Origin of the sequence: Spirosoma rhododendri, assembly GCF_012849055.1 — a bacterium.
Taxonomy (GTDB): domain Bacteria; phylum Bacteroidota; class Bacteroidia; order Cytophagales; family Spirosomataceae; genus Spirosoma; species Spirosoma rhododendri.
Genome location: NZ_CP051677.1, coordinates 163,744 through 178,661, shown reverse-complemented (window position 1 = coordinate 178,661; position 14,918 = coordinate 163,744). Strand labels below are relative to the sequence as shown.

15 protein-coding genes are annotated in these 14,918 nt (G+C 56.2%); 4 read left to right on the top strand and 11 right to left on the bottom strand.

What is annotated here, in order from left to right:
• Nucleotides 1-11: 11 nt before the first annotated feature.
• Together HH216_RS00725 and HH216_RS00720 are read right to left on the bottom strand one after the other, a co-directional pair.
• Nucleotides 12-416: an antitoxin YezG family protein gene (locus tag HH216_RS00725; RefSeq protein ID WP_169549047.1), complete on the bottom strand. Its 405-nt coding sequence runs from the start codon at nucleotides 414-416 to the stop codon at nucleotides 12-14.
• Between the two features lie 54 nt (nucleotides 417-470).
• On the bottom strand, nucleotides 471-1,502 hold the full coding sequence (locus HH216_RS00720) for a Gfo/Idh/MocA family protein (protein ID WP_408641806.1): 1,032 nt from the start codon (nucleotides 1,500-1,502) through the stop codon (nucleotides 471-473).
• Nucleotides 1,503-1,720: 218 nt separating this feature from the next.
• Between HH216_RS00720 and HH216_RS00715 the strand changes: the two genes are divergently transcribed.
• Entirely contained in the window at nucleotides 1,721-2,257 is a 537-nt protein-coding gene (locus HH216_RS00715) for a pyridoxamine 5'-phosphate oxidase family protein (RefSeq protein WP_169549045.1), read from the top strand.
• A gap of 228 nt (nucleotides 2,258-2,485) precedes the next feature.
• Here the strand turns inward: HH216_RS00715 and HH216_RS00710 are convergent, their stop codons facing one another.
• The 4 genes from HH216_RS00710 to HH216_RS00695 all read right to left on the bottom strand — a co-directional run bounded on the left by HH216_RS00710 (nucleotide 2,486) and on the right by HH216_RS00695 (nucleotide 8,041).
• The gene (locus HH216_RS00710) at nucleotides 2,486-2,878 is read right to left on the bottom strand and encodes a DoxX family protein (protein ID WP_217371885.1); all 393 of its coding nucleotides are present in this window, start codon (nucleotides 2,876-2,878) and stop codon (nucleotides 2,486-2,488) included.
• Nucleotides 2,879-2,997: 119 nt separating this feature from the next.
• The gene (locus HH216_RS00705; RefSeq protein ID WP_169549043.1) at nucleotides 2,998-4,365 is read right to left on the bottom strand and encodes a PepSY-associated TM helix domain-containing protein; all 1,368 of its coding nucleotides are present in this window, start codon (nucleotides 4,363-4,365) and stop codon (nucleotides 2,998-3,000) included.
• Nucleotides 4,366-4,393: 28 nt separating this feature from the next.
• Nucleotides 4,394-5,647, bottom strand: coding sequence for a DUF4374 domain-containing protein (locus HH216_RS00700; protein WP_169549042.1), 1,254 nt, complete (start codon nucleotides 5,645-5,647; stop codon nucleotides 4,394-4,396).
• Nucleotides 5,648-5,668: 21 nt separating this feature from the next.
• Entirely contained in the window at nucleotides 5,669-8,041 is a 2,373-nt protein-coding gene (locus HH216_RS00695) for a TonB-dependent receptor (RefSeq protein WP_169549041.1), read from the bottom strand.
• A gap of 393 nt (nucleotides 8,042-8,434) precedes the next feature.
• Between HH216_RS00695 and HH216_RS00690 the strand changes: the two genes are divergently transcribed.
• Nucleotides 8,435-9,094 carry an NAD-dependent epimerase/dehydratase family protein gene (locus tag HH216_RS00690; RefSeq protein WP_169549040.1) on the top strand — a complete coding sequence of 220 codons (660 nt, stop codon included), beginning with the start codon at nucleotides 8,435-8,437 and terminating at the stop codon, nucleotides 9,092-9,094.
• An 85-nt stretch (nucleotides 9,095-9,179) separates the two neighbouring features.
• Here the strand turns inward: HH216_RS00690 and fbaA are convergent, their stop codons facing one another.
• Complete coding sequence (gene fbaA, locus HH216_RS00685) at nucleotides 9,180-10,259, bottom strand: class II fructose-bisphosphate aldolase (protein WP_169549039.1); 1,080 nt, start codon at nucleotides 10,257-10,259, stop codon at nucleotides 9,180-9,182.
• A 149-nt stretch (nucleotides 10,260-10,408) separates the two neighbouring features.
• Between fbaA and HH216_RS00680 the strand changes: the two genes are divergently transcribed.
• Nucleotides 10,409-11,035 (top strand): hypothetical protein, encoded by a 627-nt coding sequence (locus HH216_RS00680; protein WP_169549038.1) that lies wholly within the window; start codon nucleotides 10,409-10,411, stop codon nucleotides 11,033-11,035.
• 93 nt (nucleotides 11,036-11,128) lie between these two features.
• Nucleotides 11,129-12,700, top strand: coding sequence for a hypothetical protein (locus HH216_RS00675; RefSeq protein WP_169549037.1), 1,572 nt, complete (start codon nucleotides 11,129-11,131; stop codon nucleotides 12,698-12,700).
• On the opposite strand, the gene HH216_RS00670 is transcribed toward HH216_RS00675, so the two are convergent.
• The 4 genes from HH216_RS00670 to HH216_RS00655 form a co-directional block, all read right to left on the bottom strand.
• Nucleotides 12,672-12,899: a DUF2905 domain-containing protein gene (locus HH216_RS00670; RefSeq protein WP_169549036.1), complete on the bottom strand. Its 228-nt coding sequence runs from the start codon at nucleotides 12,897-12,899 to the stop codon at nucleotides 12,672-12,674. The two genes, HH216_RS00675 and HH216_RS00670, sit on opposite strands and share 29 nt — an antisense overlap.
• A gap of 40 nt (nucleotides 12,900-12,939) precedes the next feature.
• Nucleotides 12,940-13,530: a hypothetical protein gene (locus tag HH216_RS00665; RefSeq protein ID WP_169549035.1), complete on the bottom strand. Its 591-nt coding sequence runs from the start codon at nucleotides 13,528-13,530 to the stop codon at nucleotides 12,940-12,942.
• A gap of 226 nt (nucleotides 13,531-13,756) precedes the next feature.
• On the bottom strand, nucleotides 13,757-14,140 hold the full coding sequence (locus tag HH216_RS00660) for a DUF3037 domain-containing protein (RefSeq protein ID WP_169549034.1): 384 nt from the start codon (nucleotides 14,138-14,140) through the stop codon (nucleotides 13,757-13,759).
• Nucleotides 14,118-14,906, bottom strand: a complete 789-nt coding sequence (locus HH216_RS00655; protein ID WP_169549033.1) for a HipA family kinase — start codon at nucleotides 14,904-14,906, stop codon at nucleotides 14,118-14,120. The genes HH216_RS00660 and HH216_RS00655 overlap by 23 nt, the downstream gene beginning before the upstream one ends.
• Nucleotides 14,907-14,918: the final 12 nt, after the last annotated feature.

The following is a 14,918-nucleotide window of genomic DNA, read 5'->3' as shown; positions in this document are numbered from 1 at the left end:
GTCGTGACTTGCTAGTCTGATGCGGGTTTGCCGTAGCGTTCCTCCCGAATGGCCTGCCACTCAGCAACCGTACCACCCCGGGTGAAATGCTCGTCTTCGTCCTGCATCTCCTGATCCCAGCTGAAGTCGGTCGTAAAATTGCCCTGTGGCGTCAGGTCGATTTGCAGGCGGTTAGCCTGTGGCTGACCAGCTTCCAGCCGTAGCCGGTACAACGTCTGTATCGCGTCGGTCACGTCGGCCGGAAATTCGGTGACCAGTACTTCGGCGTCGCCTGATGGGGTGAGGTAAAAGCCATCGAACTCAATATCCTGCCCATTATCGAGCATCTGCACGTTGACCCGTGCAATCGTCCATTCGTCCGGAATGTTTGTGCTAATGGCGTCGGTCAGGATGTTATAAATATCGTCGGGTGTCATGGTCGGTGGTTGATTCTGTCAACCTTAAACGTTGAACTGCAAACATTGAACTAGCTACAACATCACCGGCTGGCCGGTGCGGACGGATTCGTCGCAGGCGAAGGCAATACGCAGGCTGTTGACGGCGTCCTGCATGTGATCGGTCAGGTCGATGTTGTCGCGGATGGCGTGCAGGAAATAGCGTTGTTCGCGGTTGCAAAGTTCCTGGTGGTCGGGTTCGTCCTGCATATCGATCCACTCGTCGGGGCGGGTGAAATGGTCCTCCGCGTCGATATCGGCGTAGTGAACCCGCAGCGATTCCGTCTTGGTGTGCGAATCGACGTTGTCGGATTTACCAGTGCCGCCCGCGTTCTTGGCCACAATCGAGACGCAGCCCTTGGGTCCGATCACGTCTTTCACGAAGAACGCCGTTTCGCTCATCATCGGCCCCCAGCCCGCTTCGTACCAACCGACGGAGCCGTCTTCAAAGCGAATCTGTAACTGACCGTAGTTATAGTTGCCAGCCGGAATATCGTCGGTCAGGCGCGCACCGATGGCGTTGACCTGCACCGGTTTTGAGCGCGTCATCTGGCACATCACATCGATGTAATGCACCCCGCAGTCAACAATCGGGCTGAGGCTTTTCATCAGGTTGCGGTGTACCGTCCACATCTGCCCGTGGCTCTGCTGGTTGAGGTTCATTCGCATCACCAGCGGCTTGCCCATCTCGCGGGCAACTTCCACGAATTTCTCCCACGACGGGTGATGCCGCAGAATATAGCCCACGACCAGTTTGCGATCGGCTTTCTGGGCGGCAGCTATGACGCGCTGCGAACCTTCAACGGTGTCGGCCAGTGGTTTTTCGATGAATACGTGGCAACCCGCTTCCAGCGCCATAATCGCGAACGACTCATGCGTATCGGGGTAGGTCGAGATGCAGACGGCGTCGGGTTTGGTTTCGGCGAGGGCCGTTGCGTAATCGCTGAAAAGGGGGTAGCCACCACCCAGCCGCTCGTTCAGCACGACCTTACTGTTGCCGGTCGAGACGATACCGCAGATTGTGAAGCCGTCGATGAGTTGATACGCCAGTGCGTGCGATGCGCCCATGTTGCCGCAGCCGACAACCAGTACGCGCAGGGAAGAGTCAGGAGAAGTCATAAACCGTTGATTCGAGCAATGACGCCACTGTGGCGCATGTATAGAACAGACGAAACGCGGCAATTTACTCCCCAGCGGTCAATGTCTTTCAGAAAACCAATTTTGCAAAAAGCGAAAGGGTTGATTTTCTAGTTAACCGCTATACATACTCAACAAAAAACTGACTCATGGATAGCATTAACCAACAACAGCCCGAAGAGAACCACAAAGACCTGACCGGTACCGAAGCAGGCAAGAAAATCAAGGAGCTGGCCGAGAAGGCGGACACCTGTTATTTCTGTACCAAAATCACCACTGGCGAACCGCTGCGGACACGCCCGATGTCCATACGGAAGGTCGACGAGTCGGGGAGTTTCTGGTTTTTGAGCGCCAACGACAGCCACAAGAACGCCGATATTGCCACTGATAAGCAGGTGCAACTCCTGTTTCAAGGGTCGGAAAACTCGGATTTCCTAAGCATCTACGGTGACGCGACGATCTCGACCGACAAAGCGCTGATTAAAGACCTCTGGAATCCAATTCTGAAAACGTGGTTTACCGAAGGCGAAGATGATCCACGCATTACGGTCGTCCGCATCGACACGCAGCAGGGTTACTATTGGGATAATAAACACGGCAATACCGTCGCGTTTGCGAAGATGGCCGTAGGAGCAGTTCTCGGAAAAACGCTGGACGATTCCATTGAAGGAACGCTCACCGTGTAATCCCGGTCGTGACAATTACAGTGTTTGCCTGCATCGAGCGACAAGGTTGTACCCGACAGCATCTTGCTGTCGGAGCCGACAGGCTAAATGGCAGCGCCCCCCGTTAGCCGCTATCGCGGCTCCGACAGCAAGATGCTGTCGGGTACAACCCTGTCGCTCAATATATTGCTCTCTTGAACGTTGTGACGGAGCACATGACAAAAACCATTCTCCAAAGCCAAACAATCTTTAAACGAACCGACGATCGGCGGTGGCTGATCGGCCAAACAGCGTCTGGTCGATGCTGTATTGACCGGGGCCGGTAATCAGGAGCGATACATAAACGGCGAGGTACAGAAAGCCATGCTCACCATCGCCCAGGATCTGGCCCTCGTGCGCGCTAAACACGATGACCAGCGCTGTAATAATCAGCGGGATAAGGGCTAACCGGGTGAGCAGACCCAGCACCAGCAAAACCGAACAGCCCAGTTCGGCGAAGATAGCCAGCCCTAGTGATATGTTGGTCCCCATACCCATCAGATTCAGGAAGTCGCTCTGGTACTCGGCAAAGTGCGTCAGTTTGGCGTAGCCGTGGGGAATCATCAGCCCACCGAAGACCAGTCGTAGCAACAGGGTAGACATGTTCAGTGCGGAGGCAGTAGAGCGCCAGGGAGGAAACAGAAAATTAGTCATTCGTGAAGAAATGGTTCGTCTGGGGGTGAAAGTAGACAACCGTGAGCAAAGCCCGGCTTTATACGGCTCTACTGTTCAGGCGCCCCCAGCCCCGACGACGCTGCCGTACTTGTAGCGGGTGTGAAAACCGGTTTCGGCTGGAGCTGACCCGGCCGAAAAGCGGGTTTGGGCGGGGTACCCGTCGCAATAGTGGCCGCCGTTTCGTCGGTGGCTGCAACTGACATGGTCCGCCTAGCTGGTTTACCTTTCTTTTTGCCCTTCTTTTTACCCTTACCCCACCAGATGATAAAGCCCGTAACGGGTAAGCTGGCTCCGATCAGGCTGGCGAAGAAAGCCAGCACCTTACCCGGCAGACCCAAAACGGTACCGATGTGAATGTCGTAGTTCATCCGGCGCAGCTTGTCGCCAAAATCCGACTGGGTGAACGGCACCGTGTCGATGTCTTGGTGGGCGATGGGGGCAGCGGTGTAGCGATCGAAGTGGTAGCCCAGCCGGTCGTAGAACTTACCCGCCGAGGGGTATGCCGAAATATCGATGGTGCCTTTCTGGTCTTTGTCTGATGGAAACGTCATGAAAAACCCTTTCGAGTCGGGGTGTTTGCGGGCGACCATTTCCCACGCCAGATCGACGGCCTGCGCATTGGTGTAAGGGCGATTGGGTTGAAGCGTGTCCGACGCCATTCCCCCTCGCCGGTGTTCGGGCATCGTCCGGCCGCCGGTGGTGGTCCAGTAGAAGCCCTTGCTGAACCAGTCGAGGCCAATCACGATACCCGTCGTCGAAATCGCCATCACGACCAGCAGCGAATAGAAACCCAGTACGTTGTGCAGGTCGTAGTTAATCCGCTTAGTCGAGCCGTTCCACTTGATCGTAAAACTGCGTTCGCGGGTGCTTTTCGTCCATTTCTGCGGCCACCACAGCACCATGCCGGTGATGAGCGTGATGATGAAAATCAGGGTGCTGTAGTTGACGATGGGCCGACCGATGGGGTACGGTAGCCACAGGGCGCGGTGCCCGTTCAGCGCCCACCGGAAAAAGCCGACCTGCCCCTGTTTCCGTTTCTCGACGCTGACCACCTGCCCCGTGTACGGGTTGATCTGCACCGAACCGCCCGCTTTCCCGCGCCCGCCGACGGTGGCTTCGATGGTATGTCCCTGCCGGTACATCGCGTAGGCCGCTTCCTTGCCGGGAAACGCTGTGGCCGCAATCGCCATCACCTGCGAGGGGCGCAACACTGGTTTTGCCTGGTAGGGAATCGTTGTTTCGGGTTCGAGCAGGTCGGTAATTTCTTCCTGAAACACCCAGATGCAACCCGTCAGGCAGACGATGACCATAACGATGCCCGTCAGCAGCCCCAGCCACAAATGCAGCCAGGCCGACACCCGGTAAAACGCCGAGCGGGACGATTCTTTTTGAGAAGTAGTCGATTTGTAACGCATGGGCTAGGGGGCTGCCAGTGGGGTATTTTTAGTTGTAGGAGAGCCGGTTGATGGCTGTGATTGTGCCGCCTTCGATTTTCAGGCCGCGCGTAGCCCTGGCCGTTGTTGCATCGACCTGGTAGATGTAGCTGCTGCCGTCGGTTAGTGTCAGGCCGATGAAGCCCGTTCTGCCGTCCTTCGGCGAGTAGTTGTTTTGTCCGCTGGTTAGTTGCACAATCTCATCGACCGTTGGCATACCCTCGACCCACTTAAACGTCTGGTTGTAAACGTTCACCACGGCCACGCGCTTCCCTGTATTGTAGGCCCCTTTTTCGGCCGCATTGGTCATGGTCAGGATGTAGTTGCCCTGCCCGATGTAGAGGTGCGTATTCAGGTTTGCGCCACCCGACGCCTGCTCGACGTTGAACAGATACGACCGATCGAACTCCGTCGTGCCTGATTTGATGCGGGTAATGGCCGAGGGCTTGGTCGAGTTCAGCTGGTTGCTGTTGGTGGCCACACCCGACGAGAACGCATACACATCACCCTGCTCATCGACGGTCAGGCCGTTGGTGAAATAGCGACCGATAAAGCTGGTCCGGTTGTCGCGGATGACCTTTTCCACTGTCAGGCTGGGGTACGACAATACGGCCACCCACGCGCTGTCGGGGTAACTGGTGCCGAACGCGTCGGGCGCTGCGCCTTTGATGCTCATATACGGCGCGTAGACTTTATTGCCGACCTGCGTGGCCCAGGTGAAGTGTGCCCGCTCGCCGTTACCCGCCAGTTGCACGATGTTGATCTGCGACTGCCCCTGCACTTTCGAACTGTCGGCGTTGATGCGAAAGGCCAGTGCCGATTCGGTACCCGTCCGGGGGATTCGCATCGTCAGAATGTCGTTGTTGACGGGCGCAAAGACCTGTACGGTTTCGGCCTGAAAATCTGACACTTTTTCGAGCTTACCCGTGGCATTGAGCGTGTAGGTCGTTACGGCACCGGGGTTGCCCTGCCCGTAGAGGAGGCTGAAAAAGCGGTTTTTGTGGGTGATGTAGTAGCGGTACGTACCGTCCTGCTCGATACCCGCGCCCCGCGTCGAAATCGTTCCTTGCGTCAGCGTGTCGGTCGTGAGCAGGTAGTCGGCCACGCCCTGCGAACCAACGGGCGTCGCGGAGATGATAAAGCGGGGTTTTGAGCCGTCGCCGTTGGTGCCCGGTGCTACCTCGGAAACATCGTTTGTACAGCCAGCCACCGCCAGGCCAAGCGCCAGCGTGAATAGAGAGAGTTTACCCGTAGTGGTCATCATTGATAGGGAATTGAAACGCGATTAGTTACTGAAATAGTAGCGGAGTTTGCCGTAGAAGCCCCGGCTGGGCTTTTGCAGACTAAAGTTGTCGTACAGGCGGGCGTCGAGCAGGTTTTTGCATTCCAGCCCGATATTGTATTTGCCGTTGCCCAGCGCGTAGACGATGTTGACGTCGTGCGATAGCTGCTGCGGAATGTCGAGTTTGTCCTGCCCGAGGCTGGGCCAGTAGAGGTAGTACGCGTGGACGTAGAGCAGGTTATAACCGACCGTCAGCGTGTTGCCCGGCCCACCCACGTTGCGCAGAAACAGCGACGCATCGGCGTTGCCGAACAGAAACGGCATGTTGGGAATCCGGTCGCGGTAGAGCGGGCTTTGGCCGGTATAGCCTGCCTCAAACTGCGTGTTGTTGCGCAGGTTCTGGTAGGTCATGTTCACCCCCGCCGACACCAGTTGCTTGTACGAATACCGCACTTCGCCGTCGAAGCCGAGGTTGGTTACGTCGGCCAGATTGTCCATCACCTGCTTGGTCTGGTTGGTATTCAGCCGGGGGCGGATAAAGCCCCGCGCATCGCGGTACAGCACGTTGCCGCTGACGTTGAGCCGGTGATCGCGGTGCAGGCTGGTCTGGTAGCTGAATCCGAGATTGTAGTTGTTGCTGCTTTCGGCTTTGAGGTTGATGTTTCCCTCCAGGTTAATCAGGTCGCCGTAGAGCTCTTCGGTTTCGGGGAGCCGGTAGCTTTTCTCGTACGACGCTTTGAGTTGCAGGTTTTTGCGGAGAAAATACGAGGTCGCGACGCCATAGCCCAGGGCGGTAAACGCGTTGCGCTGGGTCATATACGCCTGATCGCCGTAGTTGCCGCTGGGATTGTACGTCATCCCGTATTTGTTGTGCTGGGCGTAGTGCTTGCCGAAAATCGACGTATTCCAGCGGTCGCTGTAATCGTATTTGTAGCCGACACCCAGCACGTTTTTGGTGGTGACGCGGGGCTGTTCGTAGCGTTCGCTGCCGGGTTGCAGTTCGTCGGCACCGGTACGGTTGAACGTGTTGTACACGTTGTTGACGCTCAGGCTCTGTTTTTCGCTAAGCTGGTAGTTGACATTGGCCGTCAGCAGGCCGTTGTTGTTGCGAAATTTGTAGAGCGACCGTTCGCGTTCGGCCCCCGGCCCGTTGTACTGAATGTACTGCTGAAACCAGTTGTAGCGCCGGTACACCGTGTCGACGTTCTGTTCCTGCCCCAGGTTGAAATTCCCCGTCAGCCGTACGCTCAGCCCTTTTACGAGGTTGTCTTTCTGGTAGCGGAAACTGGGCATCACGATGTTGCCCCGCCGGTACCAGTTGCCGAATACGCTCACCATCCGCGCCCCGGTCTGAATCTCGGCCCGGTTCTGCCCCAGCGTGATCCCAACCAGCAGCTTGTCGGCCCACCGTTTGCCCGTGACGCCCACGTTGGCGATCACCGTTTCGTTGCGGTAGGTGTCGTGAAACCGGCGCACCCGCTGCTGCCGAAAGTATTCACCCGTATTGATGTCGGCCACGTCGACCGTTACCCAGTAGTTGTTGTCCGAATAGTTTTGAAAGGCGTTGAGTTGAAACGTGAAGCCCGATTTGGTGGTGATACCCGCGTTGACGGTGCTGCGGTGGGTGTTGAACGAACCGTAGGAGTACGATGCGTCGACGTAGGTGCGGGGCCGGTTGCCGGTGACGATATTGACCGCCCCGCCCAGCGCATCGGACCCCAGCCAGATCGGCACGACGCCTTTGTACACGTCGACGCGCTCGGCCAGGTTGATGGGAATGTTGTTGATCTGGAACGACGAGCCGAAGTTGTCGATGGGTACGCCGTCGAGAAAAAACTTGACCTGCCGACCCGAAAAACCATTGAGTGAGAAGTTGAAACTCGACCCAACGCCCCCCGTTTCCCGCACCCGCACCCCCGACACCCGGTCGAGCGCGTGTGATAGATCAAGCGTTGAATTGTGGAGTTTACTGGCGTCGATGGCCGTGACGTTGAACGCCTGCCGGTTTACTTCTTTGGCTTCGCTGCGGCCGATAACCGCTACGGCGTCGAGGTCGGTATGTTCGGGTTTGAGGCTGACGCTGAGCCGCGTCGATTCGCCGTCGTGCAGGTGGACAACCCGGCTTACTTTCTGGTAACCAACGTAGGAGATAACAACCGTATGCCGACCGGCGGTAAGGTTTTCCAGTTGAAACGCCCCCCGCGCATCGGCGAACGTCCCCCGGCTCGTGTTGGCAACGCTGACCGACGCTCCCGGCAGCACGTCGCCATCGTCGGCCCGGACGGTACCCGACAGGATGGACCCCGGTTGCTGCGCCCAGGCACTACAGGCCAATAGGCACAGTAGTCCTGCGTGCAGAATTTTGCTATTTTGCATTGCTTTATAATGTTACCCCGTTTTAAAGCACCTGCTTTCGGGCAGGCCGAGCCGAATGGTTGCCGCCATTCGGCTCTCTTTTTTGGCTGATTTCAGGCTACAATCGGTGGCCGAAGCCCCCGCCTGAAACACGTCCATAATCCGACGCTATAGTTGCCGCTACAGCAGAGATTAAATCCGTATTAAGACAAATGTATCTGGTTATTTAGATGTAGTCCAAATAATGGGATAGAATCTACGAAAAATACAGATGAATAGTCTATTCGGTCAATTGGTTAGTAGACTAGCTGTCTATTGTCATTTATTTCGGGATGAAACAGGAAAGATGTAGTTTATAGATACCATAGCGACTCGTAAATAAGGCACCAATGCAGTACTACTCAGCGCAATAGAATGGCAATCAAAGCAATTATAACCGGGGCTACGGGTATGGTCGGGGAGGGGGTACTCCGCGAGTGCCTGCTCGACCCCGCTGTCGAACACGTACTGGTCATCAATCGGAAGCCGGGTGGTGTTAGTCATCCGAAACTGACCGAAGTCATTCACGCTGACTTCATGAACCTGTCGGCTATCGAATCGCAGCTCAGGGGCTACAACGCCTGTTTTTTCTGCCTCGGTATCTCGTCGGTTGGCGTTAGTGCCGATGACTACGCCCGCACGACCTACGACCTGACGCTGGCGTTTGCCCGCACCATGGCCCGCCTGAATCCTGACATGACATTCTGCTACGTGTCGGGGGCCGGCACCGACAGCACCGAGCGGGGTAGTAGCCGGTGGGCGCGGGTCAAGGGCAAAACTGAAAACGATTTGCTGAAGCTGCCGTTCCGTAGTGCGTATATGTTCCGGCCGGGCTTTCTGGAACCTACACCGGACCTCAAAAATGTGAAGTCGTACTACCGCTACATCAGTTGGCTGATACCGGTGGTGAAGCTGTTCTACGCCAATGCCGGGTCGACGCTGTCGGCATTGGGTCGCGCCATGATCCATGTGGTAGCGCGTGGCTACGACAAACCCGTACTGGAAGTTCCTGATATCATCAAAGCGGCCGACTGACGCCGGAAACTACAGGCAAACAAAAAAGCCGGGAGTTCTCCAATGGAAAACTCCCGGCTTTCGTACTTAAGAATACCAGTCGGAATTAAGCCAGCCGGTTGATGCAGTTGAGGTCTTCAAATGCGGTTTTCAGGCGGCTAACCATGCTTTCTTCGCCTTTACGCAGCCATACACGAGGATCGTAGTATTTCTTGTTTGGCGAATCGGCTCCTTCGGGGTTGCCCAGCTGCGATTGCAGATAGCCTTCCTTCGCTTTGTAGTAGTTCAGAATACCTTCCCACATGGCCCACTGCATGTCGGTGTCGAGGTTCATCTTCACAGCACCGTAGCGGATAGCTTCGCGGATTTCCTCGCGGCTCGAACCCGACCCACCGTGGAATACGAAGTTCACTGGCAGCGGCCCCGTGTTGTATTTCTCGCGGATGAAGTCCTGCGAGTTGTTCAGGATAATCGGCGACAGCTTCACGTTGCCCGGCTTGTACACACCGTGTACGTTACCGAAAGCAGCCGCGATGGTGAAGTTTGGCGAAATCTTGCTCAGCTCTTCGTAGGCGTAAGCTACTTCCGAGGGCTGGGTGTACAGCTTCGAGTCGTCGACGTCGGTATTGTCGACGCCATCCTCTTCGCCACCCGTTACGCCCAGTTCGATTTCGATCGTCATACCGATTTTGGCCATCCGCTCGAAGTATTTGGCGCAGATTTCAATATTCTCTTCGATTGGCTCCTCCGACAGGTCGAGCATGTGCGACGAGAACAGGGGCTTGCCGGTCTGATCGAAATGTTTCTCACCGGCGGTCAGCAGGCCGTCGATCCAGGGCAGCAGTTTCTTGGCACAGTGGTCGGTGTGCAGAATGACCGGAACGCCGTAGAGTTCAGCAACGTGGTGTACGTGCAGCGCGCCCGAAATCGACCCGGCGATGGCACCCTGCTGCTTGTCGTTGGGAAGGCTCTTACCGGCGTAAAAAATCCCTCCACCATTAGAAAACTGAATGATTACCGGCGAGTTAACGGCTTTGGCCGTTTCCAGCACTGCGTTTACTGAATCGGTACCGACGACGTTGACGGCAGGCAGGGCGTAATCATTCTCGTTGGCATGACGAAAAAGTTCGGTAACGCCTTCGCCGGTGACAACACCGGGTGCGAAGCGGGTGGCTACATCGCTCATAAGCAAGGGATACTAGTGTTAGTTTTAGATTATGGCAAGATACAAATAGCCAAAATTGGTGCCGGCTGCCTGTATCTGGCTTCGGTGGGTAAAGTTCTGAATAGTATGGAAGAATTACTACTATTGACTCTATCCGGTAAAGGTGATTTATGAATAGACTACTTACCTGCCTGATCGTGTTGTCGCTGAACTGGGCCTGCCAGTATACAGCTCAGCCACCCGATTCCGATTGCGCCGTCTACGAGTCGGTTATCAATCAGTTCTCGTATTGTAACGATAATCAGCTTCTGCACAGGCATGGGCAGCAGTTACTTATTCGCCGTACTACCGCTGTGCCACGGCGACATCAATTCGATTTTAGCTTCGCTCATGCGCAGCAGGCGTTGGCTGTTCAGCTACAGACAGGCGACCCGTTCTACAGAGAACCCGGCTGGGCCGCTTTTTTGTCGTCGGTAGATAACGCACAGTTCACGGAGCGTTTGATTGATGGGCCACTCAATCCTGCCTGTCGTGGCACGGTTTTGTGGACAGATCAGCAGATTGACCGGCACTTTATGCATGGTGCCGACGGCTACCACACCCTGGGCAAAGCAATCAAAAACTTTGGCGGTATCGTTACGCTGTCGGCGGTTGTGTACGCTGCTGACAAACGAAAAGCAATCTGCTATTACGAATGTATCTGGGGGTATAAAGAAGGGTACGGTAAGCTGGTATTTCTGGAAAATCGGCAGTCGGTGTGGCATGTCGTGGGTGTAGCCGGTTTGTGGATTGCCTGAGTCTTACGATGCGGGCAAATCGGTGTTAAGTTGGCTTTAGTTACAGGCTCATTTTAATGAACTTTACCAGCAAACAATCGTATATTCGTACGTATGGCACGTCTACGGTTTTTACTGATTTTCCTCTTCGCTGGTTATCATTCCGGACCGGTGCGGGCGCAGTTATCCCAGACGCTGCGGCTGGAAATTCCGGTGAGTGCCACGGCCATACAATCCTTCGACGTAACGCCACTGGCCGATCAGGGCGTGATGGTTACAACGCAGGAAGGCGGTATGTGGCTCGACAATTCTCCGCCCCATTTCACCTTTCGTAAATACGACACGCAGCTTCGCCCGGTCTGGCAGCGCGACATTCTGGAGGACCGCCTGATGCGCCCCGTAATGTCGTTTAGCAGCGGGCAATACAGTTACCAGTTGTTTCGGGGCATCGACAACAACCGCTTCCGGGTTATCCGGCTGAATACCGACGATGGGCAGCTCGACGCGTTCGAGAGCGCACTTATCGAGCAGATGAGTATTCAGCAGTTCAAAGTGATGGGTAGTCAGGCGTATATCGGCGGCTATTTTAAGGGGCGGCCCATCGTGCTGGCTTTTTCGTTCTTCGACCGTTCGGTGCGGGTGCTACCGGGGCTGTACGCCAACCATATCGAGATCAGCGGCCTGGAAGTTGATGAATACAATCAGGAAGTAAACGTGCTGGTGCATTCAACCAAACGGCACTGTCAGTTCAGCGTCAGAACGTACGGGTACGACAGCAAGCTGATCCGTTCCCTGAATTTCGACGGGGCACAGAACAGCCTGATTTCCGGGAAGATTCTGCCGGTCAACGAAAACGAATCGCTGCTGGTCGGTAATTATTCGTCGGATTGCACCCCGTACTCGCAGGGCGTTTACGTGACCCGGCTCCGGCGCGACTCGCTAGGCTTTGTCGACGGCGATGCGGCCATCAACGATATTCAGTACATCGAATTTTCGCAGCTGGCCAACTTCTTCAATTACCTGAAACCCCGGCAGCAGGAACGGATGCTGGCCCGCGCCAACCGCAAAAAGGAAGTCGGGAAGTCGTACAAGTACCGGTATCGGCTGCTGGTGCATGACCTGATTCCGACGCCCGACGGCCTGACGCTGGTGGCGGAGGTGTATTACCCCCACTACCGAAGCACAACGCTCGCTAACGGCAGTATTCGGGGCACCGACCGGTACGATGGCTACCAGTACACCCACGCGTTTCTGTGCGGTTTCGACCGGGCCGGTAAGCTGCTGTGGGACAATTGTTTGCCCATCAACGGGGTACTTAGCCGCGACCTGACCCAGAAAGTGCAGGTATCGCAGCTGGGCAACAAAACGATACTGGCCTACCCGAACGGGGGGCAGATCAACACGGAAATTATTCAGGGGAACACCGTACTGCAAAAGCCCGAAGTAGTGCGGCTTCTTACTACCGACGGGGAAAACGAGCGTGTAACGTTTTCGGAAAACGACGAGCTGACCCCGTGGTACGACCGTCACTTTCTGGCGTGGGGCGTGCAGAAGATTGCCGCCCGGCAGAACTACGCGTTGCAGCGTGAGGTGTTCTACATCAACAAGCTGAGTTACACGCTGGAGAATGAGCTGCCAAACCTGCGCACGGCAACCATCAAAAAAAACGCCGAACCAAAGCGATAACGATATTCAGCACAACGCTGACGACGATGCAGGTGACGATGGGAAAGTAAAAACCGCCCCCGTTCTGACCCGTCACCCGGATGTCGCCGGGCAATCGCCCCAGCCAGTTCAGCTTATCACCAAACAGCCAGACGAACAGCCCGACCAGCATCAACCCGGCTCCGGCCAGCACGATGTATTTTCCAACTACTGGATTCATACCGGTACAACGCAGCGACCGACCAACAAATTCTGATGACCTACCGGTGCCCATGCCGCCCACGGAAGCGGGGGCGCGGCCGTGCCAGTCCGATCAGACCACCCGTGTCGGTGCGTTCGAGCCCGTAGCGCAGGTAGATGCCGTAGTACGTTTTCGACGCATCGGTGAATTCATTGCTGAAGTCGATGTAGCCGGTGACCAGTCCGAAGCCAAATTTTTTGGCGATCTGCGCGAAGATGCTGTAGCTAAGTTCGAGCATCAGGCTACCCGGCTTATCGAAAAGTCGACCCGCGCCGATGGTCATTTCGCTGGCAAACGGCCCGTAATTGCCGACGTCCATCGTCACCCGTCCTTCCAGAAAAAAGGTACTGTCGGGCCTGAACGTACTGCGACCTCCGGCAACGCCCAGGTCGATGACGTTGAACGTCTTGCCGATTTCAATTGACTGCAACCCCCGGTCGGCGAGTTTACCCGCCCCCGTGTAAATAGCGAACGGCGTCGACCGGCCGTACCAAGGCGCATTCTTAAAACTAAACGGCGACTTCGTTGTATCGACGTCCGACTGAGATTGCGTTCCGGTCTGGGCAATGGCGAAACCGGGAAGCAGGAGGAGTAGGAGAAGTAGACGCATAGGCGGTATGTTGTGTTGACCTCGGTTGACGGCAGCGGCAGCGGTATGACCTCACCCCCATCCCCTCTCCTAAAACAGGAGAGGGGTGACCTTAAAGACCAACTAATGTTTCGTTTTTAAATTGTCACATTCATAATCTCGTTGGAACATCAGAAAGGCCAAGTACTAATTTCTCGCTAGTCACCCCTCTCCTGTTTTAGGAGAGGGGCCGGGGGTGAGGTAAAAATCATTCTACCTGCTGTACAAACAACTGCGCCAGCGCGTCGGCCGGATCGGTGCACAGGCCGGGGTGAACGGGCGAGGTTTGTACGACGGTGCTGCGGGTCGCGGTGAGCCAACGGAAGCGGGCGGCTATCGGCAACTGACCAATCGGGCCGCCGGCCTGCCGACCCGCGCAGACGCGCTCGAATGCCCGCAGCCGTTCGGTTAGCTCCGTTAGGTCGAGGGTGGGGCAGAGGGCCGCGAGCCGGGTTTCGGGCAGAACAAACAGCGTGCGCAGAAACCCCTGCGAGGCACAGTACAGAATAACCCCGACGTTAATGAACTCGCCCCGCTCAACGCGCGGTACTACGCGGATAATGGCGTATTCAAACAAGTGCTTGTCGGGCATGGGCGGCTTCGTTGACAAAACGTTCAGAGTGAGCAAGTCGATCGGTGAGAAACTGTACATACGCGTCGCGCTGTGGTTCGGGCGATTCGTCATCGGCCAGCCATCCGTCGGGAACCAGATCGACGATGGCGCGAATACGGTCGGGCGTCAGGATCGCCCGGTATGCCGCGTCGACGGTCGTTAGCTCCGACGCCTGGGGTAGCAGCACGTGGTCTTTAAGCTGCACAAACGCCCGCTGACTATGCTTCGCCCAGTCGGGGCCGGTATGGTGCAGGTACAGCGACGCGCCGTGATCGATCAGCCACAGTTCCTTGTGCCAGATCAGCATGTTCGTGTTGCGGGCCGTCCGGTCGACGTTCATCGTCAGGCTATCGAGCCACACGATCTGCGACGCCAGCAGCGGATCGACGGTATTGATAATCGGGTCGAAGGTGATCGCGCCCGACAGGTAGTGCAGGGCCAGATTCAGCCCCACACTGGCCCGCAGCAAATCCTGAATTTCTTCGTCGGGTTCGGTACGGCTGAAAACGGGGTCGAGTTCGGTAAAGACGATTTCGGGAATGCGCAAACCCAGCAGCCGGGCGATTTCACCCGAAATGAGTTCGGCGATGAGCGCCCGCGCACCCTGCCCGGCTCCGCGAAACTTCTGCACATACAGAAAATCGTCGTCGCCTTCGATGATGGCGGGTAATGAACCGCCTTCGCGCAGGGGCGTCACGTAGCGGACAACCTGAACGGTGCGAAGCTGAGGAATCGAATAAGACACAGTGGCGAGGGG

Excerpts from the sequence above, each read along its gene's own strand:
- HH216_RS00725 (WP_169549047.1), bottom strand. The coding sequence starts at position 416 with ATGACACCCGACGATATTTATAACATCCTGACCGACGCCATTAGCACA.
- HH216_RS00720 (WP_408641806.1), bottom strand. The coding sequence starts at position 1,502 with ATGGGCGCATCGCACGCACTGGCGTATCAACTCATCGACGGCTTCACA.
- HH216_RS00715 (WP_169549045.1), top strand. The coding sequence starts at position 1,721 with ATGGATAGCATTAACCAACAACAGCCCGAAGAGAACCACAAAGACCTG.
- HH216_RS00710 (WP_217371885.1), bottom strand. The coding sequence starts at position 2,878 with ATGTCTACCCTGTTGCTACGACTGGTCTTCGGTGGGCTGATGATTCCC.
- HH216_RS00705 (WP_169549043.1), bottom strand. The coding sequence starts at position 4,365 with ATGCGTTACAAATCGACTACTTCTCAAAAAGAATCGTCCCGCTCGGCG.
- HH216_RS00700 (WP_169549042.1), bottom strand. The coding sequence starts at position 5,647 with ATGATGACCACTACGGGTAAACTCTCTCTATTCACGCTGGCGCTTGGC.
- HH216_RS00695 (WP_169549041.1), bottom strand. The coding sequence starts at position 8,041 with ATGCAAAATAGCAAAATTCTGCACGCAGGACTACTGTGCCTATTGGCC.
- HH216_RS00690 (WP_169549040.1), top strand. The coding sequence starts at position 8,435 with ATGGCAATCAAAGCAATTATAACCGGGGCTACGGGTATGGTCGGGGAG.
- fbaA (WP_169549039.1), bottom strand. The coding sequence starts at position 10,259 with ATGAGCGATGTAGCCACCCGCTTCGCACCCGGTGTTGTCACCGGCGAA.
- HH216_RS00680 (WP_169549038.1), top strand. The coding sequence starts at position 10,409 with ATGAATAGACTACTTACCTGCCTGATCGTGTTGTCGCTGAACTGGGCC.
- HH216_RS00675 (WP_169549037.1), top strand. The coding sequence starts at position 11,129 with ATGGCACGTCTACGGTTTTTACTGATTTTCCTCTTCGCTGGTTATCAT.
- HH216_RS00670 (WP_169549036.1), bottom strand. The coding sequence starts at position 12,899 with ATGAATCCAGTAGTTGGAAAATACATCGTGCTGGCCGGAGCCGGGTTG.
- HH216_RS00665 (WP_169549035.1), bottom strand. The coding sequence starts at position 13,530 with ATGCGTCTACTTCTCCTACTCCTCCTGCTTCCCGGTTTCGCCATTGCC.
- HH216_RS00660 (WP_169549034.1), bottom strand. The coding sequence starts at position 14,140 with ATGCCCGACAAGCACTTGTTTGAATACGCCATTATCCGCGTAGTACCG.